This window comes from Caulobacter sp. FG7 (assembly GCF_057808875.1).
This window is the reverse complement of record NZ_JBMDIW010000013.1, coordinates 74,299-95,872: the sequence shown is the minus strand read 5'-3', so window position 1 is coordinate 95,872 and position 21,574 is coordinate 74,299. Positions and strand designations below refer to the sequence as shown.

General features: G+C 67.7%; 22 protein-coding genes, 1 tRNA gene and 1 riboswitch. Of the genes, 10 read left to right on the top strand and 13 right to left on the bottom strand.

Translation table 11 applies throughout. The features are described 5' to 3' along the window. Positions 1-194 precede the first annotated feature (194 nt). The gene (clpX, locus tag ACODR1_RS12655; RefSeq protein WP_101715701.1) at positions 195-1,457 is read right to left on the bottom strand and encodes an ATP-dependent Clp protease ATP-binding subunit ClpX; all 1,263 of its coding nucleotides are present in this window, start codon (positions 1,455-1,457) and stop codon (positions 195-197) included. A gap of 345 nt (positions 1,458-1,802) precedes the next feature. Here clpX and ACODR1_RS12650 point away from each other — a divergent pair, with 345 nt between their 5' ends. Further along, complete coding sequence (locus ACODR1_RS12650) at positions 1,803-2,462, top strand: HAD-IB family hydrolase (RefSeq protein ID WP_101717729.1); 660 nt, start codon at positions 1,803-1,805, stop codon at positions 2,460-2,462. A gap of 32 nt (positions 2,463-2,494) precedes the next feature. On the opposite strand, the gene ACODR1_RS12645 is transcribed toward ACODR1_RS12650, so the two are convergent. The 4 genes from ACODR1_RS12645 to ACODR1_RS12630 all read right to left on the bottom strand — a co-directional run bounded on the left by ACODR1_RS12645 (position 2,495) and on the right by ACODR1_RS12630 (position 5,637). Then, on the bottom strand, positions 2,495-3,028 hold the full coding sequence (locus tag ACODR1_RS12645; RefSeq protein WP_488880760.1) for a Spy/CpxP family protein refolding chaperone: 534 nt from the start codon (positions 3,026-3,028) through the stop codon (positions 2,495-2,497). 179 nt (positions 3,029-3,207) lie between these two features. Further along, positions 3,208-3,837, bottom strand: coding sequence for an ATP-dependent Clp protease proteolytic subunit (locus ACODR1_RS12640; RefSeq protein WP_109101415.1), 630 nt, complete (start codon positions 3,835-3,837; stop codon positions 3,208-3,210). 182 nt (positions 3,838-4,019) lie between these two features. Further along, positions 4,020-5,378 (bottom strand): trigger factor, encoded by a 1,359-nt coding sequence (gene tig, locus ACODR1_RS12635; protein WP_488880809.1) that lies wholly within the window; start codon positions 5,376-5,378, stop codon positions 4,020-4,022. A 174-nt stretch (positions 5,379-5,552) separates the two neighbouring features. Beyond that, a tRNA-Leu gene (locus ACODR1_RS12630) sits at positions 5,553-5,637 on the bottom strand. A 297-nt stretch (positions 5,638-5,934) separates the two neighbouring features. Between ACODR1_RS12630 and ACODR1_RS12625 the strand changes: the two genes are divergently transcribed. Both ACODR1_RS12625 and ACODR1_RS12620 read left to right on the top strand, forming a co-directional pair. Then, positions 5,935-6,111 (top strand): hypothetical protein, encoded by a 177-nt coding sequence (locus ACODR1_RS12625; RefSeq protein ID WP_165799284.1) that lies wholly within the window; start codon positions 5,935-5,937, stop codon positions 6,109-6,111. Between the two features lie 80 nt (positions 6,112-6,191). Continuing rightward, positions 6,192-6,294, top strand: a riboswitch (SAM-I-IV-variant riboswitch). 47 nt (positions 6,295-6,341) lie between these two features. Then, positions 6,342-7,262: a homoserine O-succinyltransferase gene (locus ACODR1_RS12620; protein WP_488880759.1), complete on the top strand. Its 921-nt coding sequence runs from the start codon at positions 6,342-6,344 to the stop codon at positions 7,260-7,262. Positions 7,263-7,274: 12 nt separating this feature from the next. On the opposite strand, the gene ACODR1_RS12615 is transcribed toward ACODR1_RS12620, so the two are convergent. Genes ACODR1_RS12615 through ACODR1_RS12605 form a run of 3 tightly spaced genes read right to left on the bottom strand, consistent with a single transcriptional unit; the run spans position 7,275 to position 10,869 of the window. Then, a complete protein-coding gene (locus ACODR1_RS12615; protein WP_488880808.1) occupies positions 7,275-8,726 on the bottom strand; it encodes an NAD(P)H-hydrate dehydratase in 1,452 nt (483 codons plus the stop codon). 29 nt (positions 8,727-8,755) lie between these two features. Then, positions 8,756-9,325, bottom strand: a complete 570-nt coding sequence (locus tag ACODR1_RS12610; RefSeq protein WP_488880758.1) for a histidine phosphatase family protein — start codon at positions 9,323-9,325, stop codon at positions 8,756-8,758. Further along, positions 9,325-10,869 (bottom strand): acetyl-CoA acetyltransferase, encoded by a 1,545-nt coding sequence (locus tag ACODR1_RS12605; protein ID WP_488880757.1) that lies wholly within the window; start codon positions 10,867-10,869, stop codon positions 9,325-9,327. Before ACODR1_RS12605 ends, ACODR1_RS12610 begins: the two co-directional genes overlap by 1 nt. Before the next feature lie 246 nt (positions 10,870-11,115). Between ACODR1_RS12605 and ACODR1_RS12600 the strand changes: the two genes are divergently transcribed. The 3 genes from ACODR1_RS12600 to ACODR1_RS12590 all read left to right on the top strand — a co-directional run bounded on the left by ACODR1_RS12600 (position 11,116) and on the right by ACODR1_RS12590 (position 13,337). Beyond that, a complete protein-coding gene (locus tag ACODR1_RS12600) occupies positions 11,116-11,454 on the top strand; it encodes a P-II family nitrogen regulator (RefSeq protein WP_035089775.1) in 339 nt (112 codons plus the stop codon). A 46-nt stretch (positions 11,455-11,500) separates the two neighbouring features. Further along, positions 11,501-12,910 (top strand): type I glutamate--ammonia ligase, encoded by a 1,410-nt coding sequence (glnA, locus tag ACODR1_RS12595; RefSeq protein ID WP_488880756.1) that lies wholly within the window; start codon positions 11,501-11,503, stop codon positions 12,908-12,910. 73 nt (positions 12,911-12,983) lie between these two features. After that, on the top strand, positions 12,984-13,337 hold the full coding sequence (locus ACODR1_RS12590; RefSeq protein ID WP_488880755.1) for a GFA family protein: 354 nt from the start codon (positions 12,984-12,986) through the stop codon (positions 13,335-13,337). Positions 13,338-13,386: 49 nt separating this feature from the next. On the opposite strand, the gene ACODR1_RS12585 is transcribed toward ACODR1_RS12590, so the two are convergent. From ACODR1_RS12585 to ACODR1_RS12570, 4 genes are all read right to left on the bottom strand, one after another. After that, positions 13,387-13,710 carry a hypothetical protein gene (locus ACODR1_RS12585; protein ID WP_488880754.1) on the bottom strand — a complete coding sequence of 108 codons (324 nt, stop codon included), beginning with the start codon at positions 13,708-13,710 and terminating at the stop codon, positions 13,387-13,389. A gap of 114 nt (positions 13,711-13,824) precedes the next feature. Beyond that, positions 13,825-14,907 (bottom strand): ribosome small subunit-dependent GTPase A, encoded by a 1,083-nt coding sequence (gene rsgA / locus ACODR1_RS12580; RefSeq protein ID WP_488880753.1) that lies wholly within the window; start codon positions 14,905-14,907, stop codon positions 13,825-13,827. 99 nt (positions 14,908-15,006) lie between these two features. Continuing rightward, entirely contained in the window at positions 15,007-15,375 is a 369-nt protein-coding gene (locus ACODR1_RS12575) for a putative quinol monooxygenase (RefSeq protein WP_488880752.1), read from the bottom strand. Positions 15,376-15,380: 5 nt separating this feature from the next. Beyond that, the gene (locus ACODR1_RS12570; protein WP_488880751.1) at positions 15,381-15,740 is read right to left on the bottom strand and encodes a Kazal-type serine protease inhibitor family protein; all 360 of its coding nucleotides are present in this window, start codon (positions 15,738-15,740) and stop codon (positions 15,381-15,383) included. A 161-nt stretch (positions 15,741-15,901) separates the two neighbouring features. Here ACODR1_RS12570 and ACODR1_RS12565 point away from each other — a divergent pair, with 161 nt between their 5' ends. The 4 genes from ACODR1_RS12565 (at position 15,902) to ACODR1_RS12550 (ending at position 19,998) form a co-directional block, all read left to right on the top strand. Then, positions 15,902-17,365, top strand: coding sequence for an amidohydrolase (locus ACODR1_RS12565; RefSeq protein WP_488880750.1), 1,464 nt, complete (start codon positions 15,902-15,904; stop codon positions 17,363-17,365). Then, positions 17,365-18,720, top strand: a complete 1,356-nt coding sequence (locus ACODR1_RS12560; protein ID WP_488880749.1) for an amidohydrolase family protein — start codon at positions 17,365-17,367, stop codon at positions 18,718-18,720. The genes ACODR1_RS12565 and ACODR1_RS12560 overlap by 1 nt, the downstream gene beginning before the upstream one ends. Positions 18,721-18,777: 57 nt before the next feature. Beyond that, on the top strand, positions 18,778-19,263 hold the full coding sequence (locus tag ACODR1_RS12555) for a GNAT family N-acetyltransferase (protein WP_488880748.1): 486 nt from the start codon (positions 18,778-18,780) through the stop codon (positions 19,261-19,263). Positions 19,264-19,437: 174 nt separating this feature from the next. Beyond that, positions 19,438-19,998, top strand: coding sequence for a hypothetical protein (locus ACODR1_RS12550; protein WP_488880747.1), 561 nt, complete (start codon positions 19,438-19,440; stop codon positions 19,996-19,998). Between the two features lie 131 nt (positions 19,999-20,129). Here ACODR1_RS12550 and ACODR1_RS12545 read toward each other — a convergent pair whose 3' ends face one another. Next, positions 20,130-21,428, bottom strand: coding sequence for a M23 family metallopeptidase (locus tag ACODR1_RS12545; RefSeq protein WP_488880746.1), 1,299 nt, complete (start codon positions 21,426-21,428; stop codon positions 20,130-20,132). Positions 21,429-21,574: the final 146 nt, after the last annotated feature.

Here is a 21,574-nt window from a genome sequence, read left to right as displayed (position 1 = left end):
GGCCGAGATGCTCCCCCTGAAGGGGGAGCTGTCGCGGAGCGACTGAGGGGGAAGAAGTTGCTGGCTTCGGGGCCGCACTGACCCCTCCTCCGCCCCATCGGGCCACCTCCCCCTTCAGGGGCTGGAACACGCAAACGAAAAACGGCGGGCCCTTTGGGACCCGCCGTTCTCGTTTCAGCTTGCGTCGCCGGCGGTTAGGCCGAGGCGGCGCCGCCCTTCTTTTCCGCGTAGATCAGCAGCGGCTGGGCCCGGCCTTCGACGACCTCGGCGTTGACCACCACTTCCTCGACGCCCTCGTAGTTGGGCAGTTCGAACATGGTCTCCAGCAGGATGCCTTCCATGATCGAGCGCAGGCCGCGGGCGCCGGTCTTGCGGGCGATGGCCTTCTTGGCGACCTGGTGCAGGGCGTCCTCGGTGAAGGTCAGGCCGATGTTCTCCATCTCGAACAGGCGCTGGTACTGCTTGACGAAGGCGTTCTTCGGCTCGGTCAGGATCTTCACCAGGGCGGCCTCGTCGAGGTCTTCCAGGGTGGCGATCACCGGCAGACGGCCGATGAATTCCGGGATCAGGCCGAAGCGCTGCAGGTCGTCGGGCTCGACGCCGCGCAGGATCTCGCCGGTGCGACGGTCTTCCGGATCGGCGACCTTGGCGCCGAAGCCGATCGACTTGGCCGAGCCGCGCGCCGAGATGATCCGCTCGAGACCGGCGAAGGCGCCGCCGCAGATGAACAGGATGTTCGTCGTGTCGACCTGCAGGAACTCCTGCTGCGGATGCTTGCGCCCGCCCTGCGGCGGCACGGAGGCGACGGTGCCTTCCATGATCTTCAGCAGGGCCTGCTGCACGCCTTCGCCCGACACGTCGCGGGTGATCGACGGGTTGTCGGACTTGCGGCTGATCTTGTCGATTTCGTCGATGTAGACGATGCCGCGCTGGGCGCGCTCGACGTTGTAGTCGGCGGCTTGCAGCAGCTTGAGCACGATGTTCTCGACGTCTTCACCCACGTAACCGGCTTCGGTCAGGGTGGTGGCGTCGGCCATCGTGAACGGCACGTCGATGATTCGAGCCAGCGTCTGGGCCAGGAGGGTCTTACCCGTACCGGTCGGACCGACCAGCAGGATGTTCGACTTGGCCAGCTCCACGTCGTTGTTCTTCGAGGCGTGGTTCAGGCGCTTGTAGTGGTTGTGCACCGCGACCGCGAGCACCTTCTTGGCGTGACCTTGGCCGATCACGTAGTCGTCCAAGACTTCGCAGATCTCGCGCGGCGTCGGAACGCCGTCCTTGGACTTCACGAAGGCGATCTTGTGCTCTTCACGGATGATATCCATGCAAAGCTCGACGCATTCATCGCAGATGAACACGGTGGGTCCGGCGATGAGCTTGCGCACTTCATGTTGGCTCTTTCCGCAGAAAGAACAATACAGGGTGCTCTTGGCGTCGCCGCTGGCGGCTTTCGTCATGGTCGCTTCTCACGCTAGGGCGGATACGGCGAAAGCCGCTACCGCCGACTCCCAACGCGTATCCCGCCACCGAAGCAACAGGATACCCAACGGGAGTTGTCTAATCCTTGACATTCCCCGATCCGAACGCGCGGCACAAGCCTTGGAGCCCGTTTCCGGCGCCAAGTTCGTGGATGTTTCGGTTCTGACCATGGGATTCCATCCCTAGATGGGACGACTGTAGGCCAAAGCAAGCGATCAGTGGGCTGCGGAACATCGCCGCAGGCTCTAATCTTTCTGCAAGCGACCGGAATCGTGCTGCAAGCGGCGCCGCAAAAAGGAGTTCGCCCGGTGGGCGGAGACGAGATGTCCGAGATTCACGAGGCGTCGGAAGACGCTCACGCCCCGACGCACACCGAAGCCAGCCCGCCGCTGGTGGCCTTCGACTTCGACGGCACGCTGACGGTGCGCGACAGCTTCACCGCCTTCCTGAAGTGGCGGGTCAGCGGCGGCCGCTGGACAATGGGCATGATCCGCCTGGCGCCGGCCGCCCTCTCCTACCTGTTCCACCGCGATCGCGGCCGCATCAAGGCCGCGGCGATCCGCGAGTTCCTCAAGGGCGTGCCGCAGGAGCGGCTGGAGGCCCAGGCGCGCACCTTCGCCGAGACCCACGCCCAGAGCCTGTTCCGCCCCGACGCCCTGGCGGTGTGGCGGCGCTGGCGCGCGCAGGGCGCCCGGATGGTGATCGTCACCGCTTCACCCGACACGGTGGTCGCCCCGTTCGCCCGCGGCATCGGCGCCGACCTGCTGATCGGCACCAAGCTGGCCTACGACCTGAACGGCAAGGTGACCGGCGGGCTTTCGGGCCCCAACTGCCGAGGACCTGAGAAGGTGGTGCGCCTGCGCGAGACCTTCGGCGAGCGCGTGAAGCTGGCCGCCGCCTATGGCGACACCTCGGGCGACACCGAGATGCTGGCCATCGCCCAGGAGCGCGGCTACCGCATCTTCAAGGGCAAGCCGGTCTAGAACCGAGATCCTCCCCCTGAAGGGGAAGGGTTTTATTCGACGCTGGCGCCAGCCGACGCCAGACCCGGCGCCTGGGTGCTGACCGACAGGCTGCCGATCGCCGAATAGGCCTGGTCGAAGACGGCGCGCTGGTCGTCGTCCAGCGCCTTGTAGAGCCGCGTCATCGCCTTGACCCGACGTTGTTCCACGACCAGCTGCTCGCGCTGAAGGGCTAGGCCCGCACGGGCCTGGGCCAGGGGCGTCTCGTCCTCCGGCGCAGCCACGGCCAGCACCACGCCGGCCGGGCGGGCGCTGGAAGCCAGGATGAAGTCGCGCCAGCGGTCCTGCTGGGACGGCGTCAGGGCCAGGTTCTGGCGCAGCGTCGCCAGCCCCGCCGTCACGCCGTCCTGCAGCAGGCGATCGGAGACGATCTGCTGCACCTGCTCGGGGCTGACGCCGACACGCATGGTGGCGATGCCGTGGCGGGGCGCGGGATCAGAGAAGCCCTGGGCGTTGGCGGCCGCGCCGGCCAGGCTCAGGAAGGCCGCGAGGGCCGAAAGCAGCGAAAGGCGGCGGCGGGCGGTCATGGCCAGGCTCCGAGGCTCGAGGATCGTCATGCGATCCTTGTCGCCGCCCGGCCCGGCCGATCTGGGGCCTGTTTGTTTCGCCTGCTCGCCCGACGTGGCGAAAGCGGGACCATTGAGACAGCAAAGAAAAAGCCGCCGACCTTAAGGTCGGCGGCTTCGTCTCGCGAGCTCAGCGACGCTTACGCGCCGGCTTCCGAGGTTTCACGGTTCTCGTTGATCTGGTCGATCAGGCCCCAGGCCTTGGCTTCCTCGGCGCTCATGAAGTTGTCGCGATCCAGGTCGCGCTCGACCTCTTCATAGGTCCGGCCGCAGTGCTTGACGTAGATCTCGTTCAGGCGACGCTTGGTCTTCGAGATGTCCTCGGCGTGACGCATGATGTCCGAGGCCTGGCCGCGGAAACCGCCCGACGGCTGGTGGACCATGATGCGGGCGTTCGGCAGGGCGATGCGCTGACCGGGCGCGCCGGCGCACAGCAGCAGGCTGCCCATCGAAGCCGCCATGCCCATGCACACCGTCGTCACCGGGCTCTTGATGTATTGCATGGTGTCGTAGATCGCCAGGCCCGACGTCACCACGCCGCCCGGCGAGTTGATATACATGGCGATTTCCTTCTTGGGGTTCTCGGACTCCAGGAAGAGCAACTGGGCGCAGATCAGCGAGGCCATGCCGTCCTCGACCGGACCGGTGAGGAAGATGATCCGCTCCTTCAGAAGGCGCGAGAAGATGTCGAAGGCGCGCTCGCCGCGGCTGGTCTGCTCGACCACCATCGGAACCAGGTTCATCGCCGTCTCGACCGGATCGTACATCATGTGGGGTTCGCCCTTCTCGAAATGTCTTTGCGGGCGCGAATCAGCGTCGCGCCAGCGCACCTGACGCATATCGCGTGGCGCTTAACAGGTTGCAAGGCGCCGCCCCCCAACGAAAATGCGCAAAGGAAAGGCGCGGACCTTGCGATCCGCGCCTCCCGTTCGTTTCCCGAAGGAACGACAGCTTAGCCGCCGTAGCCTTCCGGCAGGTCGTCTTCTTCAAGGAGCTCTTCCTTGGAGACTTCCTTTTCCTCGACCTTGGCCTTGGCGAAGATCAGGTCGACGACCTTGTCTTCGTAGATCGGGGCGCGCAGCGAGGCCTGCAGGTCGGCGCGCTGGCGGTACATGTCGAACACCTGCTGGGCTTGGGCGCCGTACTGGCGGGCTTCGCGGACGATCGCTTCGTTCAGTTCCTGGTCGGTGACGACGACGTCGTTCTTGCGGCCGATCTCGGCGAGCACCAGACCCAGGCGCACGCGGCGCTCGGCGATCTTCTTGTATTCGTCCTGCAGCTGCTCTTCGGTCTTGTCGGCGTCTTCCGGCGGCAGGCCGCCTTGGGTCTTGTCGGCCTGGACCTGTTGCCAGATGCCGGCGAACTCGGCTTCCACCATGCGCGGCGGCAGGGCGAAGTCGTGCTTGCTGTCCAGCACGTCCAGCAGGGCGCGCTTGAGCTTGAAGCGCGAGCTGTTGGTGTAGCGGCCTTCCAGGTTCGACTTCAGCAGGTCCTTCAGGGCGGCCAGATCGGCCAGGCCCAGGCGCTTGGCCAGTTCGTCGTCGGCTTCGGCGTCGACCGGAGCGCGGACTTCCTTCACGGTGGTGGCGAACTCGGCGTCCTTACCGGCCAGTTCGGCGGCCTGGTACTCTTCCGGGAACTTCACCTTCACGGTGACCACGTCTTCCGGCTTGGCGCCGACCAGTTGCTCTTCGAAGCCCGGGATGAACTGGCCCGAACCGAGCACCAGCTCGGCGTCGTTGGCGGTGCCGCCGGCGAAGGCGACGCCGTCGATGGTGCCGACGAAGTCGATCAGCAGTTGGTCGCCGTCCTTGGCCTTCAGGCTCTTGCCCTTGCGCGGCTCATAGGTGCGGGCCTGCTTGGCCAGCTCGGCCAGGGCCTCTTCGACTTCCGAATCCTCGATCTTGTAGACCGGCTTGACCAGCTCGATGGTCGACGGATCGATCGGCTCGAATTCCGGCATGATCTCGACGGCCAGTTCGAAGGCCAGATCCTCGCCGCCGGCGATGACCTTGTCCATGTCGGACGTCGGCTTCAGATCGGGCTGGCCGGCCGGACGCAGCTTGTTGTCGTCCAGGATCTTCTGGGTGGTCTCGTTGAGCGCCTGCTCGATGACTTCACCCATCAGGCCCTTGCCATACAGGCGACGCACGTGCGCGGCCGGCACCTTGCCCGGGCGGAAGCCCTTGACGTTCATCTGCGGGGCGACTTCGGCGATACGAGCCTCGAGACGCGTGGCCAGCTCACTCGCGGGCACCGTAACGCCGTAAACCCGGCTGAGGCCTTCGCCCGACTTTTCAACGATCTGCATCGACATTCTTAGCTTCTCGGATCCGGGCGCCCGCGCCCGTCGTCCGCCCCAGGGGTCAAAAAATCATAGCCGCCCACGTCACCGGGGCGGCGAAAGAGCGCCCTTATGTCACGACACTTCGCGTCGATCAAAGGGTATGGCGTCGCCGCGCGCAAAACGCTGCGCGCGGCGACATGGTGCGGATGAGAGGACTCGAACCTCCACGCCTCTCGGCGCTGGAACCTAAATCCAGTGCGTCTACCAGTTCCGCCACATCCGCGTGGGGGCGAGCCTTAGCCGTCGTCGCAAGAGATTTGAAGTGGCCGCGAAGATTTTTCGTAGACTTGAGGAACCGCGCTCGGGCGACGTCGTTTTCTCCGTGTCCCGTCGAGCGTAACGCCACGGGACATTGACCGGCCCGAGCCTTGCCCCCCCGACTGACGCTCGGGCCGGTTTTCCCTCTCCCTACGGATCAGGCTCGGCGCGCCATTCGGTCACGCTTGAACTTTGGTGGATTCGCACGCAACCATTGCCCATCAGCGACGGTTAACTGCGCCATGGCGTAGGAGAACAGCGTATGCGGACGATCGAGGTCAACCAGACCGACGGCGGTTGGGAAGTCACCTGCGACCATCAGGTGGTGTTCACCGATTCCCTCGAGCAGCGATCGTTCCAGGCCGCCCTCGACTACGGCAGCCGGCTGTTCGACGAGGGTGTCCGCGCCGAGATCGTGCTGCACCGCCTGGAAGCCTGAGCAGCCCCCTCCTCGCCTGTCCGCCCCGCGAGCGCGACGCTGCGTCCCCTTGCGGCCGCGCGGCGTCACCTTTAAAGCCAAGCCTGCATCAAGAGTTGGGCTCGCCCAACGCCAACCTGCTTCCCGAGCAAGGTGGCGCCCCGTCGGGGGGATGCGGCCGCGACGGCAACGAAACGGGTGAGCCCTAGAGCCGTCGCGAGTCTTGGTTTTTCGACGGACGGACGCTGCCCATGCCCATCAAGATTCCCGACGACCTGCCGGCCCGCGCCTCGCTGGAAGCCGAAGGCCTGTCGCTGATGGCCGACACCGACGCCGCCCGCCAGGACATCCGGCCGCTGCGCATCGGCCTGCTGAACCTGATGCCCGACAAGCCCAGCACCGAGCGCCAGTTCGCGCGCCTGCTGGGCGCCAGCCCCCTGCAGATCGAACTGTCGCTGATCCAGCTGTCCAGTCACTCGCCCAAGACCACCTCGGCCGAGCACATGCTGGCTTTCTATCGCACCTGGGAAGAGGTGCGGCACGAGCGCTTCGACGGCCTGATCGTCACCGGCGCGCCGGTCGAGACCCTGCCGTTCGAGGAGGTCAGCTACTGGGACGAGCTGTCGCGCATCTTCGACTGGAGCGAAACCCACGTGCATGCGGGCCTTGCCGTCTGCTGGGGCGCCCAGGCGGGCGTGAAGCACTTCCACGGCGTGCCCAAGCACGTGCTGGCCGACAAGCGCTCGGGCGTGTTCCCCCACGCCAATCTGGCCCCGGCCTCGCCCTACCTGCGAGGCCTGGCCGACGAGATCGACATTCCGGTGTCGCGCTGGACCGAGGTGCGCCCGGAAGACCTGCCGGCCGACGGCGGCCTGCGGGTGCTGCTCGATTCGGAGGAGTCGGGCCTGTGCCTGCTGGAGGACGCCCGCCGCCGCTGGCTCTACATGTTCAACCACCCGGAGTACGAGACCGGCACCCTGGCGGCCGAGTATGCCCGCGACCGGCTGATCGATCCCGCCACGCCGCCGCCGGCGCACTACTTTCCGGGCAATGATCCCAGCCGCCCGCCGCGCAACCGCTGGCGCAGCCACGCCCACCTGCTGATCGGCAACTGGCTGAACGAGGTCTACCAGACCACGCCGTTCGAACTGGAGACGATCGGAGCGGCGTAAGGACACCTCTCCCTATGGGAGAGGTTTTTCACGGGTGTCCCACAACCGCTTCAGCACCGCCGGCGCCAGCCCCGGCAAATCCTCGGCGATCAGTCCCGGGCCATGCAGCCCAGCGCATTCGGCATGGATCCAGGCGCCGGCGCAGGCGGCGTCGAAGCTGTCCATGCCTTGCGCCGCGAGCCCTGCGATGAAGCCCGCCAACACGTCGCCCGAACCGGCGGTGGCCAGCCAGGGGGAGCCGTTGAGGTTCACCGCCGTGCGGCCGTCCGGCGCGGCGATCACCGTATCGGGCCCTTTAAGCAGCACGATCGCCCCGGCCTGGCGCGCAGCCTCCCGCGCAGCGGCGATGCGTTCGGGCGAAGCCTTCAGCAGACCCGGAAACAGCCGCTCGAACTCGCCCGCATGCGGGGTCAGCACGTCGTCGCGATCGAGACGCGCGAAAAGCTCGTCGGGCGCGTGGGCGAAGCTGGTCAGGGCGTCGGCGTCGACCACCAGGGCAGCCCCGGTGCCGGCCAGGGCGGTCAGGTTGCGGGCTGTCGCCTCCCCCACGCCCGCGGCGGGACCGATCACGGCGGCGGCCGCCCGCTCGGCCAGAACGGCAAGATCGGCTTCGGTTTCGAAAGGAGCCAACATCACCGCTTCCAGGTGGGCGGCGTTGACCGCCAACGCTCCCGGCGGCGACAGCAGAGTGACGACGCCCGCCCCGATCCTCAGACCCGCCCGCGCCGCCAGTCGCGCCGCGCCCGTGCTCCAGGCCTCGCCGCTGACCACCACCATCCGGCCGCGCGCGTGCTTGTGCGCATTGTTCAACGGCCAGGGGAACCGCGCCCCCCACAGGGCCGGATCGTTCTCGACCAGCGCGCCCGCGCCGGTCTCTGAAAGGCCGATATCGACCACGTCGACCTCGCCGCAGGCCGCGCGGCCTTGGGCCAGCACATGGGCCGGCTTGCGACGGTGGAAGGTGACGGTCAGCGTCGCGGCGAAGGCCGCGCCGCCCAGCGGAGCGCCGGTGTCGCCATGCACGCCGCTGGGCGTATCGACGGCGACGATGCGCGAGGCCAGCCCTTCGGCCGCGCGCGCTAGGTCCTCGGCGGCGCCTTCCAGCGGTCGCGACAGGCCCGCACCAAACAGGGCGTCGACATAGAGCTCAGCCGGCGAGACGGCCGGGTTCAGCGGATGGACCTCGCCGCGCCAGCGCTCGGCCGCCCAGCGGCAGGAGGCGGAGGCCGGCGGCGCCAAGGCCTCGACCCGCACCGGCCAGCCACGCCGCTTGAGGTGGCGGGCGATGACGTAGCCGTCGCCGCCGTTGTCGCCGGGGCCGCACCAGATCACCACCGGGCGGCGCGACCAGCGCGCGCGGATCGCCTCGGCCGCCCCCTTGCCGGCCCGCTCCATCAGCGTGGTCGCCGGCGTTCCAGCCGCCACCGCCGCCGCATCGGCCGCCTTCATCTCGTCGACGGTCATGATCTGGCGAGGCGACACGTATGGCTCCATCAAAGAACGCCGGTGGAGGCTTCCCTGCCTTTCTCGACCAGCCGCAGGCGGTTGTCGACGACTTCGAAGACGGTGACACTCGTGTGGTCGGGCCGGAAGGCCATCACCGCTTCGGTTCCCTCCGCAGCCGCCACCGCGGCGTTGAGCGCGACGAAATGACTGAAGACGGCGCATCCCTCGCATCGCGCCAAGGCCCCGGCGACTTCCCCCGTCCAGACCAGGTAGTCGCGGTCACCCCTGATATCGGCCCAGTCGCCGGCGAAGGCCTGCTTCAGCCAGGCCGGACGGTTTTCGGGCGGCAAGGCGGCCGGCGTCGGGATCTCGCCCACGGCCAGCTCGATCTCGACCGGCACGCCCAGCATCTGCGCCAGCGGCGCGGCGGTCTCACGGCAGCGTCGCAGCGGCGAGGAGACCACCCGCGTCGGCCGTTCCCCCTCCGGCAGGGCGGCAAGAATGGCGGCCACCGCCCTCGCCTGCTCCTGGCCCGTCTCGTCGAGCCCCGGATCGTCGTCGTGACCGCCCCAGGTGGCGGCCGGCTTGCCGTGGCGAATGACGTGGACGCGGCCCATCAGGCGGCGTCCGGCGTGAAGAGGTTGCGGATCCCGTCGGGGTGAGGCCCGACCGTCCCGGTGCGCCCGACGCCCTCGCGGCTTTCCAAATCCGCCAGGGTCGCCGGATCGTCCGGCGTGTTGGCCACGAACCGCGCGCCGTCCTGCGAGCGCCCGATGACGATGCCCATGCGCGGCCCCTGGCGGGCGTGGACGACGGTATAGGTCTCGATGGTCGCGCGGCCCTCCGGCGCCTCGACGATCGGCGGATGCGGCAGGGCGTCGATCTCCTTCTGGATCACGGCCGGATCCTCGCGCCGCCATTCGCCCTCCACCGGACGCGTTGAATAGACGCCGACCGACTGCTTGGTCAGGAACCAGCCGTTGGCGGTCGACAGACCGTAGGCGCCGGGCCGCGCGCGCAGCCGCTCGATCAGCCGCGCCACGGCGTGGAGACTGTAGTTGTTTCCCGGCCCGCCGAAATACGGCAGCCCGCCGGTGACGGTGAGACCGCGCGGATCGTCCAGCGCCAGGCCCAGCTCCTCGGCGGCGACCTGCACCGCCGATGGGAAGCAGGAATAGAGGTCGATCAGATCGAGATCTGCCAGGCCGACGCCCGCCATCTCCAACGCCCGCTTGCCGGTGAGACGGATGGCGGGGCTGGAATGGAAATCCTGTCGCTGTAGCGGGTACCAGAGGTCGGCGGCGTCGGCGCAGCCATGCAGGAAAACCCAGCGGTCCTGCGGCACGCCCAGTTCACGGGCCATGCCGACGCTGGCGACCAGCACGGCGGCCGACTGGTCGACCTCCATGATGGCGTTCAGGTACTTGGGGTACGGGTAGCCGACCATGCGGTTGCGCTCGGTCACCGTGACCAGTTCCTCAGCACTGCGCTCGACGGGGAACCAGGCCTCTGGATCGGCGGCGGCCACCTTGGTGAACGGCGAGAACAGCGCGCCCAGCCGCGCCTGGTGGTCGGCAAGGCTGCGTCCGTCGCGGGCTCGCAGGGCGTTCTCGAACAGCGGGTAGGTGTTGACCGGATAGCCCAGGCCGTGGACGGCCTCCTGCTTCGTCACCCCGGGACGCGGATCGCCGATGCGCGCGGGTTTGCTGTCGATGTCGTCGGCCCAGCCATCGAAGCCCAGGCCGTTCTTCATCCGCTTCATCAGCGAGCCGAGAAACTCGGCGCCCGCGACCAGCCCCAGCCGCGACTCGCCGCGGGCGATGCCCTCGGCCAGGATGTTGATCGCCTGCTGGGGGCTGTTGCCTCCGGTCTCGGTGTAGACCGACCAGGCCGGCGCCGCGTCGATCGCCCGCGCCAGGCTGGCCGGCGGATCCGACAGGCGGGGAAGCGGCAGTTTCGAAAGACCGCCCGGAGCGTCGATGCTGAACGCTACGACCGCCAGAGCGTCCAATTGCGCAAGAACCGGCCCCTGCAGCCCCGCGTCAGCGACAGCCCGTTTCGCCGCAATCTTCAGCAATTCCAGCGGCGAAGGCGAATTTTCAGCAGGACCGCGAAATGTGAACTGGCCCGCACCGATCAAAACCGGTGTCTCGTCGCGCATGTTCACCCCCGTTCAAACGATCGTTTTTGCAATCCTAGGCGGCTATCAGGGCGCGACAAGGCCGTTTCCGGCCGCAATTCCGAAATGCATATTTTTCGATCAAACGTCGCTCAAGATTCACTCATATGCCTGAATGCACGTTCGAACCGCGACAATCGCGGGAACCCCGGCTTGTAGCGCTCCGGGCGGCGTGATCCTTGCCGCTCAAAGTCAGAGGCCATGCGCCATCGGGCGCGGAAGAGACCGATGAAAAAGATCGAAGCCGTCATCAAGCCGTTCAAGCTGGATGAGGTCAAAGAGGCGCTCCAGGACATGGGCGTCCAAGGGATGACCGTTCTGGAAGCCAAGGGCTACGGACGCCAGAAGGGCCACACCGAGCTCTATCGCGGCGCCGAGTACGTCGTGGACTTCCTGCCCAAGATCAAGGTCGAGGTTGTCGTCGAGGACAGCCAGCTCGAGCCCGCGCTCGAGGCGATCACCAACGCCGCCCGCACGGGCCGCATCGGCGACGGCAAGATCTTCGTCTCGGAGATCACCGAAGTCGTCCGCATCCGGACCGGCGAAACCGGTCCGTCCGCCGTCTAGCCCACGGCCTCCTCCTCTCAGACTTTCTCGCTCAAAGGGGATATCAATGAGCACCGCCAAGGAAATCCTGGACCTGATCAAGGAAAAGGACGTGAAGTACGTCGACGTCCGCTTCACGGACGTTCGCGGCAAGCTGCAGCACGTCACCTTCGACATCGACCTGGTCGACGACGAATTCCTGAACGACGGCACCATGTTCGACGGCTCGTCGATCGCCGGCTGGAAGGCCATCAACGAGTCGGACATGAAGCTGCGTCCGGACCTGACCTCGGCCATCATCGACCCGTTCTACCAGCAGACCACCCTGGCGCTGTTCTGCGACGTCGTGAACCCGGACGACGGCACCCCCTACAACCGTGACCCGCGCTCGATCGCCAAGGCCGCGCTGAACTACGTCAAGTCGGCCGGCGTGGGCGACACCGTCTACTTCGGCCCGGAAGCCGAGTTCTTCATCTTCGACGACGTGCGCTGGTCGACCGCGCCGCACGACACCGGCTACTCGTACGACTCCACCGAACTGCCGGTGAACTCGGGCAAGGCCTATCCGGAAGGCAACATGGGCCACCGCCCGGGCCCCAAGGGCGGCTACTTCCCGGTGAACCCGGTCGACTCGGCCCAGGACCTGCGCGGCGAAATGCTGGCCGTCATGGGCGAGCTCGGCATGAAGCCGGAAAAGCACCACCACGAAGTGGCCCCGGCCCAGCACGAACTCGGCCTGAAGTTCGACACCATGGTCACCATGGCCGATCGCATGCAGCTCTATAAGTACGTGATCCACAACGTGGCCCACGCTTACGGCAAGACCGCCACCTTCATGGCCAAGCCGATGTTCGGCGACAACGGCTCGGGCATGCACGTGCACCAGTCGATCTGGCAGGACGGCAAGCCGCTGTTCGCCGGCGACAAGTACGCCGGCCTGAGCCAAGAATGCCTGTGGTACATCGGCGGCATCATCAAGCACGCCAAGGCCATCAACGCCTTCTCGAACTCGACCACCAACAGCTACAAGCGCCTGGTGCCGGGCTACGAAGCCCCGGTGAAGCTGGCCTACAGCTCGCGCAACCGTTCGGCCTCGATCCGCATCCCGCACGTCGACTCGCCCAAGGCCAAGCGCATCGAAGCCCGCTTCCCGGATCCGATGGGCAACCCCTACCTGACCTTCGTCGCTCTGCTGATGGCCGGCCTGGACGGCATCATCAACAAGATCGATCCGGGCGCGGCCGCCGACAAGAACCTCTACGACCTGCCGCCCCGCGAGCAGAAGAAGATCCCGGAAGTCTGCGGCAGCCTGCGCGAAGCCCTGGAAAGCCTGGACAAGGACCGCGCCTTCCTGAAGGCCGGCGGCGTCATGGACGACGACTTCATCGACAGCTACATCGAGCTGAAGATGGAAGAAGTGATGCGTCTGCAACTGCACCCGCACCCGGTCGAATTCGAGATGTATTACAAGTGCTAAGCCTTACGGCCTAAAGCACTTTGGGATCGGCCCGGGGCGCAAGCTCCGGGCCTTTTCTTTTGGAGAACCGCCGATGATCCGCACCAGCTGCCACTGCGGCGCCGTGGGCTTCGAGATCGACGCCGCGCCGGCGGAAGTGACCGAGTGCAACTGCACGATCTGCCGCCGCTACGGAGTGCTGTGGGCCTACTATCCGCTGGGCGCCGTGCGCCGCGCCGAGAGCGGGCCGACCGACACCTACGAGTGGGACGACCGCTCGATCGCCTTCCACCGCTGTCGGACCTGCGGCTGCGTCACCCACTGGAGCTCGAACGATCCAGGACGCGACAAGATCGGGATCAACGCCCGGCTGATGGAGCCGCAAGTGCTGGCGGCAGCGCGGGTGCGGCGCCTGGACGGGGCGGTGACAGAGCGTTACGTGGACTGAGGAGCATCTGGCTCCCCAGTCCCGTTGTTCAGATCAGGCGTCGGCCAGATCACGCGTCGGCTTGGGCGATCCCGTCACGGAACTCGTCGGCGGGAACGAACGAAGCGCCCTCCTCGTCCAGCACCCACGCGCCCTTGAAGGCGGCATGGGCCGGATCGAGATCCTCGTCGAGCAGGTCGCCCTCGTAGAGGCTGACATTGGTGTAGTCGAAATCCAGCGACAGCTGGCTGGCGAGATCGAGCATCTCGTCCGCCATCCGGCGGGCGTAACCCAGGGCTTCGCTCTCGTTGGAGAACTCGTCCGTCAGGGTGTTCACCTCCGCTGAATCGCTGCCTTGGGTCGCGCTGGTGGTGACGATGGTAAAGGCGGGCATTGGTCATCTCTCGAAGGTGTTGAACCACCCTCCTAATCCCATTCGCCAGGAAGAGCGGCCATATTTTGAGAGACCTTTCGCCGCGGGCGACCGCCGGCAAGACCCGTCCCGGCCTCACGCGCCCCCGCGGGCGTCCTTTCTTGCGGTGCGATAGGTCTTCTGGGCCTTGCCCAGGCGACGACGTTCGGCGTCCTTGAACGCCCGGGCCGCCTTGTCCTCGACCGCAGCCAGCTCCTGGGCGAGCTTGCGGAAGTGCTCCCAGCGCTTGGGGTCCAGGTCCCCGCTCAGTATGGCGCCCTGCACCGCGCAGCCGGGTTCGTTGGCATGGCCGCAGTCGCCGAACTTGCAGGCTTGCGCCAGGCGCTCGATGTCGTCGAACACCTGGTTCACGCCCTCGTCGGCCTCCACCAGCCCCACCTCCCGGACGCCGGGCGTGTCGATGATCAGTCCGCCGCCGGGCAGCATGGCCAGCTCGCGATGGCTGGTGGTGTGGCGGCCACGGTCGTCGGCCTCGCGGATCGCCTGGGTGGCCATTCGCCGCTCGCCCAGCAGGGTGTTGACCAGGGTGGACTTGCCAACACCGGACGAGCCGATCAGGACACAGGTTTCGCCGGCCGCCAGGTGGGCCAGCAAGGCGTCAAGGCCCCGCCCCTCGCGGGCGGAGACGGTCACGACCGGACAACCGACCGCCAGGGCCTCGACCTCGGCGGCGAGAGAGTCGGCCTCGGCGCAGATGTCCGACTTCGTCAGCACGACCACCGGGCGCGCGCCGCTCTGCCAGGCGGCGGCCAGGTAGCGCTCGATCCTGCGCGGATTGAGGTCTCCGTTCATCGAGGTGACGATGAAGGCCAGATCGACATTGGCCGCGACCACCTGAGGGGTCTGCACGCTGTCGGCGGCCCGGCGAACCAGGGCGGTGCGGCGCGGCAGGACGGCCTGAATGACAGCAGTGCGTTCGGCCAGGTTCATCGACAACGCCACCCAGTCGCCGACCGCCGGATGGCCAGCCTCCTGGGCTTCGTGGCGCAGACGGCCGGAAAGCTTGGCGCGCACCTCGCCCTCGGCCGTAGCCACCAGATAGCCGTTGCGCTGCTGGACGACCACGCGACCAGCCGCATAGCCGGCGCGCTCGTGAGGCTTGAAAGCCTCGGCCAGCAGGTCAGACCATCCGTATTGCTCGATCAAGTTGGGTTCCATAGGCCAGCGATCCGTCGCCGCACCGCCTAGCAGCAAAACGGCACGCGCCGGAAGCCGGATCGCGACGGGTCGGAGAATACGACCGTTCGAGCTGGAGACCTACAGCCCCACCCCGCCCACCGGCGTGGTCTCGAAGCGGTGGCCGAAGCCGGCGATGATCGGCCTGGCCTTTGCGATGGCGGCCTGCACCGAAGGCAGCTTCAGCGAGGCGGCGTGGCTTTCCTTGTCGGTCCAGACCTCGGTGATCCAGATCGCGTCGGCGTCGGTCGGGTCGAGCGCCAGAATGTAGGACAGGCAGCCCGGCATGGCCTCGGTTCCCTCCTTCAGGATCGCGACCAGGTCGTCGCGCTTGCCGGGGGCGGCCTTCATCTGGCCGATCAGTCCGTACATCGTCTTGTCTCCAGCAACGGCGAGCGACGGCGCGATCGCCGCCGCCACGCCGCCGATCATGGCCTGCCTGCGGTCCATTCCTGTCAGGAGGCCTTGCACTCGCCCTCGTGGGCGACGCTGACACCCTGGCCCGCCGCGCTGCAGGCGTTGCCGTAGGTCTTGCCGTCGCAGCCGCAGACGGGGCGGTAGTCCATGGTGCAGACCTGCGGGCGCGGACGGCAGATCCCCGAGGCGTCGGCGACCGTCTTGCAGGCGCCGACCGGCATCACGCAGGACAGGCCCTCGCCACACTGGAAGCCGGCGATGCCGCCGCACATGCCGCCTTCGGCCACGGGCGCACGCGACATCGGCGGCGGCGAGCCCGTGGAAGGCCCGGCGGGCTGGCCCGCGCAGGCGCTGATCAGAAGGGCGGCCACAAGGCCGAGCCAGGGACGCAAGCTCATGAGGTTCCTCCCGCGCGGATTCGACCGCAGGTCGCGATCCTCGCACGAAGCACGCGCGACAGACAAACGCCGCAATCGGGGAAAAATGGGGCGCCGTGCTGCTTGATCGGGGGTCTGAATTGGTCTGTCCTCGCGGCCTCTTCGAGAGTCGGGGAATATTGATGACACGATGGGGTACGACGGCCGCGGCCGTCAGTCTGCTTGCGCTGGGCCTTTCGGCCTGCGCTACGACCGGAACGACAGCCAAGCCGCAGGCGTCCGCCAAGCCCGCCGAAAAGGCTGAGGCCAAGCCGCTGCCCAAGGGCCTTGATGGCGAGGCCTCGTCGGGCTTCCCGTCGACCTACGCGCCCCTGCCCTCGCGCCCGACCGCCTTCGTCGGCGCCACGGTGCTGACCGCGACGGGCCAGCAGATCGACAACGGCGTGGTCGTCGTGCAGGACGGCAAGATCGTCGCCGTCGGCGGCCCCGAGACCGCCATCCCGGCCGGCGTGACCACCATCGACGCCAAGGGCAAGTGGATCACCCCCGGCATCATCGACTCCCACAGCCACCTGGGCGTCTATCCCTCGCCCGGCGTGTCGGCCAAGTCGGACGGCAACGAGGCCACCGATCCCAACACCGCCCAGGTCTGGGCCGAGCACTCGGTGTGGCCGCAGGATCCGGGCTTCAACCGCGCCCGCGCCGGCGGGGTGACCACCCTTCAGATCCTTCCCGGCAGCGCCAACCTGTTCGGCGGCCGCTCGGTGACGCTGAAGAACGTGCCCTCGACCACCATGCAGGGCATGAAGTTCCCGGGCGCGCCCTACGGCCTGAAGATGGCCTGCGGCGAGAACCCCAAGCGCGTCTATGGCTCCAAGAACCGCACGCCCTCGACGGCGATGGGCAACGTCTTCGGCTATCGCAAGGCCTGGATCGACGCGGCCGACTACGCTCGCAAGTGGGACGACTACCGCGCTAAGAAGGAAAAGGGCGAGAAGGCCGACGCGCCCAAGCGCGACCTGCAGCTGGAAACCCTGGCCGGCGTGCTCAAGGGCGATATCCTGGTGCAGAACCACTGCTATCGCGGCGACGAGATGGCCGTGATGATCGATGTGGCCAAGGAATTCGGCTACAAGATCACCATGTTCCACCACGCGGTGGAGAGCTACAAGGTCGCCCCCTTGCTGGCCAAGGAAGGCATCTGCTCGGCCACCTGGGCCTCGTGGACCGGCTTCAAGATGGAAAGCCTGGACGGCGTCGACTCCAACGCCGCCATGGTCTGGAAGGCCGGCGCCTGCGTCGTGATCCACTCCGACGACCCGATCATGACCCAGCGCCTCAACCAGGAGGCCGCCGTCGCCATGACGGCGGGCAACAAGATCGGCTACGGCATCACCCGCGCCGAGGCCATCAAGTGGATCACGGCCAATCCGGCGAAGGCCATGGGCATCGCCGACAAGACCGGCAGCCTGGAAGCGGGCAAGGCCGGCGACATCGTGGTCTGGAGCAGCGATCCGTTCAGCGTCTACGCCAAGGCCGAGCAGGTCTATATCGACGGCGCCCTGACCTACGACCGCAACGACAAGCGCTATCAGCCCAAGTCCGACTTCGAGCTCGGCCAACCCGGCCAGGGAGCGTTCAACTGATGATCCGGTCCATTCTTCTCGCCGGCGCGGCCCTGACCGCCGTCATCGCCGCTCCCGCCGCCGCCCAGACCTTCGCCATCGTCAACGCCCGCATCGAGCCGGTGTCGAGCGCGGCGATCCCGTCGGGCGCGATCCTTGTCCAGAACGGCAAGATCGCCGCCGTCGGCGCCAATGTCGCCGTGCCGGCCGGCGTGACCACCATCGACGCCAAGGGCGGGGTCGTGACCCCGGGCCTGGTGGCGCCGTCGTCCAACATCAGCGCCTCGGAGATCGGCGGCGTGCGCGAAACGCGCGACGACGGCACAGGCAACGCTCTGTCGGCGGGCTTCGACATCGCCTACGGCGTCAACCCGGCCTCGCCGATGATCGGCCTGGCCCGCGACGGCGGCGTCACCGCCTCGGCCGTCACCCCGGTGCTGTCGGGAGTCGGCGGCGGCAGCCACGAGCACGCCGACGACGGCGTGGTCGAGGAGATGACCGCCGGCAAGGACGGCGGCGGCGATCCCCCGCTGTTCGGCGGCCAGGCCGCCTTCGTGCGGCTGAAGGCCGGCGAGGCCGACATCGTCTCGAAGTCGAAGACCGCCGTGACCCTGTCGCTGGGCGAGGCCGGGGCCCGCGCGGCCGGCGGCTCGCGCGGCGCCTCGATCGTGCTGGTCAAATCGGCCCTGCAGGACGCTCGCGCCTTCGCGAAGAACCGCGCCGCCTTCGAACAGGGCGCCACGCGCGACTACGGCCTCTCGCGTCTCGACCTCGAGGCCCTGGTTCCGGTCGTGCAGGGCAAGACCCCGCTCTTGATCCGCGCCCACCGCGCCTCCGACATCCGCCTGGCCCTCAAGCTGGCGGCCGAGGAGAAGGTCAGGATCGTACTGGAAGGCGCCGAGGAAGGCTGGCTGGTGGCCGGCGAGATCGCCAAGGCCGGCGTGCCGGTGATCGTCGACACCCAGGCCGACCTGCCCGACAGCTTCGAGACCCTGGGCTCGCGGCTCGACAACGCCGCCCGCCTGAACGCGGCCGGCGTGACCGTCGCCATCAACGGCGCGCGCGACTTCAACAACCTGCGGCAGGAGCGCCTGAACGCGGGCCTGGCCGTCGCCAATGGCCTGCCCTACCCAGCCGCCCTGGCGGCGATCACCCTGACCCCGGCCAGGATCTGGGGCATGGCCGACCAGATCGGCTCGCTGGACGTCGGCAAGACCGCCGACCTCGTGCTGTGGACAGGCGACCCGCTGGAAACCACCACCTGGGCCGAAAAGGTGTTCATCGGCGGCGTCGAGCAGCCCGCCGACAGCCGCCAGAGCCAGCTGCGCGACCGCTACGCGGCGGGCGACAACGGCCTGCCCCCGGCCTACCGATAAGACGACCGGACGGCCCGCTTCCCACCGGAGGCGGGCCGTCGCTTTTCGAGGGAAGAGATGGAAGCCGCCACCATCGTCATCCGTCCCTATCGGACCGACGATGCGCCCCACATGGCGCAGCTCTACTACGAGGCCGTTCACGGGCTCGGGAGACGCGCATACTCCGCAGCCCAGGCGGCCGCCTGGGCCCCCGCACCACTTAAGCCGCTCGACGTGCTGAACCGCGCCGCCGACGGCCGCACGACCTTCGTCGCCGTCGACGCCAGCGACAATGCCATCGCCTATGTCGACCTGGAGGCCGACGGCCATGTCGACCACCTCTATTGCCATCCCGATTTCGCCGGCCAGGGCGTGGCTTCCCGCCTGCTGGAGACGGTGATCCAGCAAGCCGTGGAGCAAGGCCTCGCCGCCCTCTACGTCGAAGCCAGCGAGCTGGCCCGGCCGGTGTTCGAGCGCCATGGCTTCACCGTGACGGCGCGGCGCGACTTCGAGGTGCGCGGCGTTCCGATCCACTACTACGCCATGCGACGCGAACTGGCCTGAGCCGCCGGCGCCTCATCGCCCAGCTAGACCTAGGTCTAGCCGGCGCCTCCCTATGCCTTCGCGCGGCAAACCGATGGATGGATACCGCTCCAGCCGCCTCGCGCCGAAAGTGCTGACGTCGCCCGGCGGCCCCATCCGGCGCCACGGGTAAGCTTTCGACGCAAGGAGACGGCAATGTCGGACATCATCATCACGGACAAGCAACTGTCGGCCTCGGCCTATACGGCGATCATCAACGCGCCGATCGAGACGATCGACATCGCCGACTGGCTGTTCACCCTGCCGGAGGCCGAATACCAGCGCTGCTGCGCGCCCGACCACATCTCGGCCGGCGCCACCTTCACCGACGACGGTCGGCGCATGTCGATCAATGTCGAGATGATCGGCCAGACCCTGATGGTGCAGCACTATGTGGCCGAGGTCGCCAGCCCGACCCTGTGCAGGATGGTGTCGACTTCGGACGCCTTCACGCCCAACGGCCGCACGCGCGTGCAGGTGATCTGGACCCTGAGCGCCCGGAAGATCGACGAAGCGACCTGCGAATACACCAACAGCGTGGTCGCCCACCCCACCCAGGAATTCCTCGACTTCATCGACAAGCATGGCATGCCGTTCGAGGACGCCGCCGACGCCCGTCAGCGCGACGGCGGCGACCACAACAGCCGCGAAACCCCGCTGTTCGCCGCCAGCATCGAACGCCGCGCCCTGGCCCGCATGGCGGCCAAGGCGGCCTGAGAGCAAACAGCGCCCAAGACGAAAACCTCGCCCTTCGACAAACTCAGGGTGAGGTTTTCGAACGACCAGGCAACGGTCCTCATCCTGAGCCTGTCGAAGGACGAGGACCGCGCACGGAGCCTGAAAGCCCCTCAGGGCCAGACGTTGTTGGACGTCACGCTGTCGCCGCCCGTCGGGACCTGGCAGTCGTTGAAGCTGATCGCCACCGACTGGCCCCAGTTGGTCGAGTCCGCCTGGACCTGGAAGTGCAGGTGCGGTCCCGAGGTGCGCCCCGTATTGCCCGAGGTGGCGATCGGCTGGCCGCGCTGGACGACGTCGCCGACGTTCACCAGCACGCCGTTCTGCTGGATGTGGAAGTACCAGCTGGTGAAGCCGCCCGGATGACGGATGCGCACGGCGTTGCCCCAGTTCTGCAAGCTGCCGCCCGGGAACGGCGTGTTGCTGGGCGTGGTGGGGGCGTTGGGATTGTAGGTCGTGCTCTGGCTTTCCTGTAGCCACTCGACCGTGCCGCCACGCACCGCCCGGATTTGCGTGCCTGCCGGCATCGAGAAGTCGAAGGCGAAGGCCTGGCTGCCGTTGTGCGAGCCGCCGGGATTGTTGTTGCCTTGGCCGACATTGCGCGTGTCGCCCGCCTTCCACGGATAGCGATAGGCGCCGACGGCGCTGTCCTGCTGTTCGATGAATTCCATGCGCAGGCCGCGACCGAAATAGGCGGCGTCCTCGGTCTTGAAGTCGACCGGGCAGCGGCGGTGGCTCCACCACTGGGTTCCCGTTCCCGGCCTCCAGACGGCGGCATAGGCGTCGCCATCGACCGACAGCGCCGCCAGCCGCAGGCCCTGGTTGAAATAGGTCTGGTCCTGGGTCTCGACCTGGGCGCCGGTCATGCCCGAGCGCCACCACTGCGCGCCGCTCCCCGGACGCCAGACCGCGGTGTAGCGGCCGCCGTCGACTTCCAGCAGGGTGATGCGCAGGCCGTTGTCGAAATGGGTCTGATCCTGCGCCTTCATCTGATCGACGGTCATGCCGGTGCGCCACCACTGGGCGCCCGAGCCGGGCCGCCACACGGCGGTGAACCGGCCGCCGTCCAGCTCCAGGGCCGTCAGGCGAAGGCCCTGGTTGAAGTAGGTGGTGTCCTGGGCCTTCAGCTCGTCCAGCGTCATGCCTGAGCGCCACCATTGGGCCCCGGTCCCCGGCCGCCAGACGGCGGCGAAACGACCATCCTTCACCGACAGCGAATGGATGCGCAGGCCGTTGTCGAAGTGGGTTTTGTCCTGAGCCTTGAACTGGTCCAGACTCATTCCCGAACGCCACCACTGGGCGCCGCTGCCGGGACGCCAGGCGGCCGCATAGCCGGTGTCGGCCAAGGCCAAGCCGGGCGCAGTCACGGCCAACAGGCCGGCGCACAGCGCCGGCGCAAGGATCGCACGCATCAAACCCTCCCATTCGGGCGCGTCTCTACGGAGCGCCGCTCGAAAGCCGGATACCGATGAAAGCTTGGAACCGTGCGCCGATCGCCGGTCAGGCCCGACGCCGCGCACGACAAGCTTAGGCGCGCCGGCCTCCTCCAGGAAGGGCG

Coding starts and splice junctions, on each gene's coding strand:
- clpX (WP_101715701.1), bottom strand. CDS start 1,457: ATGACGAAAGCCGCCAGCGGCGACGCCAAGAGCACCCTGTATTGTTCT.
- ACODR1_RS12650 (WP_101717729.1), top strand. CDS start 1,803: ATGTCCGAGATTCACGAGGCGTCGGAAGACGCTCACGCCCCGACGCAC.
- ACODR1_RS12645 (WP_488880760.1), bottom strand. CDS start 3,028: ATGACCGCCCGCCGCCGCCTTTCGCTGCTTTCGGCCCTCGCGGCCTTC.
- ACODR1_RS12640 (WP_109101415.1), bottom strand. CDS start 3,837: ATGATGTACGATCCGGTCGAGACGGCGATGAACCTGGTTCCGATGGTG.
- tig (WP_488880809.1), bottom strand. CDS start 5,378: ATGCAGATCGTTGAAAAGTCGGGCGAAGGCCTCAGCCGGGTTTACGGC.
- ACODR1_RS12625 (WP_165799284.1), top strand. CDS start 5,935: ATGCGGACGATCGAGGTCAACCAGACCGACGGCGGTTGGGAAGTCACC.
- ACODR1_RS12620 (WP_488880759.1), top strand. CDS start 6,342: ATGCCCATCAAGATTCCCGACGACCTGCCGGCCCGCGCCTCGCTGGAA.
- ACODR1_RS12615 (WP_488880808.1), bottom strand. CDS start 8,726: ATGACCGTCGACGAGATGAAGGCGGCCGATGCGGCGGCGGTGGCGGCT.
- ACODR1_RS12610 (WP_488880758.1), bottom strand. CDS start 9,325: ATGGGCCGCGTCCACGTCATTCGCCACGGCAAGCCGGCCGCCACCTGG.
- ACODR1_RS12605 (WP_488880757.1), bottom strand. CDS start 10,869: ATGCGCGACGAGACACCGGTTTTGATCGGTGCGGGCCAGTTCACATTT.
- ACODR1_RS12600 (WP_035089775.1), top strand. CDS start 11,116: ATGAAAAAGATCGAAGCCGTCATCAAGCCGTTCAAGCTGGATGAGGTC.
- glnA (WP_488880756.1), top strand. CDS start 11,501: ATGAGCACCGCCAAGGAAATCCTGGACCTGATCAAGGAAAAGGACGTG.
- ACODR1_RS12590 (WP_488880755.1), top strand. CDS start 12,984: ATGATCCGCACCAGCTGCCACTGCGGCGCCGTGGGCTTCGAGATCGAC.
- ACODR1_RS12585 (WP_488880754.1), bottom strand. CDS start 13,710: ATGCCCGCCTTTACCATCGTCACCACCAGCGCGACCCAAGGCAGCGAT.
- rsgA (WP_488880753.1), bottom strand. CDS start 14,907: ATGGAACCCAACTTGATCGAGCAATACGGATGGTCTGACCTGCTGGCC.
- ACODR1_RS12575 (WP_488880752.1), bottom strand. CDS start 15,375: ATGGACCGCAGGCAGGCCATGATCGGCGGCGTGGCGGCGGCGATCGCG.
- ACODR1_RS12570 (WP_488880751.1), bottom strand. CDS start 15,740: ATGAGCTTGCGTCCCTGGCTCGGCCTTGTGGCCGCCCTTCTGATCAGC.
- ACODR1_RS12565 (WP_488880750.1), top strand. CDS start 15,902: ATGACACGATGGGGTACGACGGCCGCGGCCGTCAGTCTGCTTGCGCTG.
- ACODR1_RS12560 (WP_488880749.1), top strand. CDS start 17,365: ATGATCCGGTCCATTCTTCTCGCCGGCGCGGCCCTGACCGCCGTCATC.
- ACODR1_RS12555 (WP_488880748.1), top strand. CDS start 18,778: ATGGAAGCCGCCACCATCGTCATCCGTCCCTATCGGACCGACGATGCG.
- ACODR1_RS12550 (WP_488880747.1), top strand. CDS start 19,438: ATGTCGGACATCATCATCACGGACAAGCAACTGTCGGCCTCGGCCTAT.
- ACODR1_RS12545 (WP_488880746.1), bottom strand. CDS start 21,428: ATGCGTGCGATCCTTGCGCCGGCGCTGTGCGCCGGCCTGTTGGCCGTG.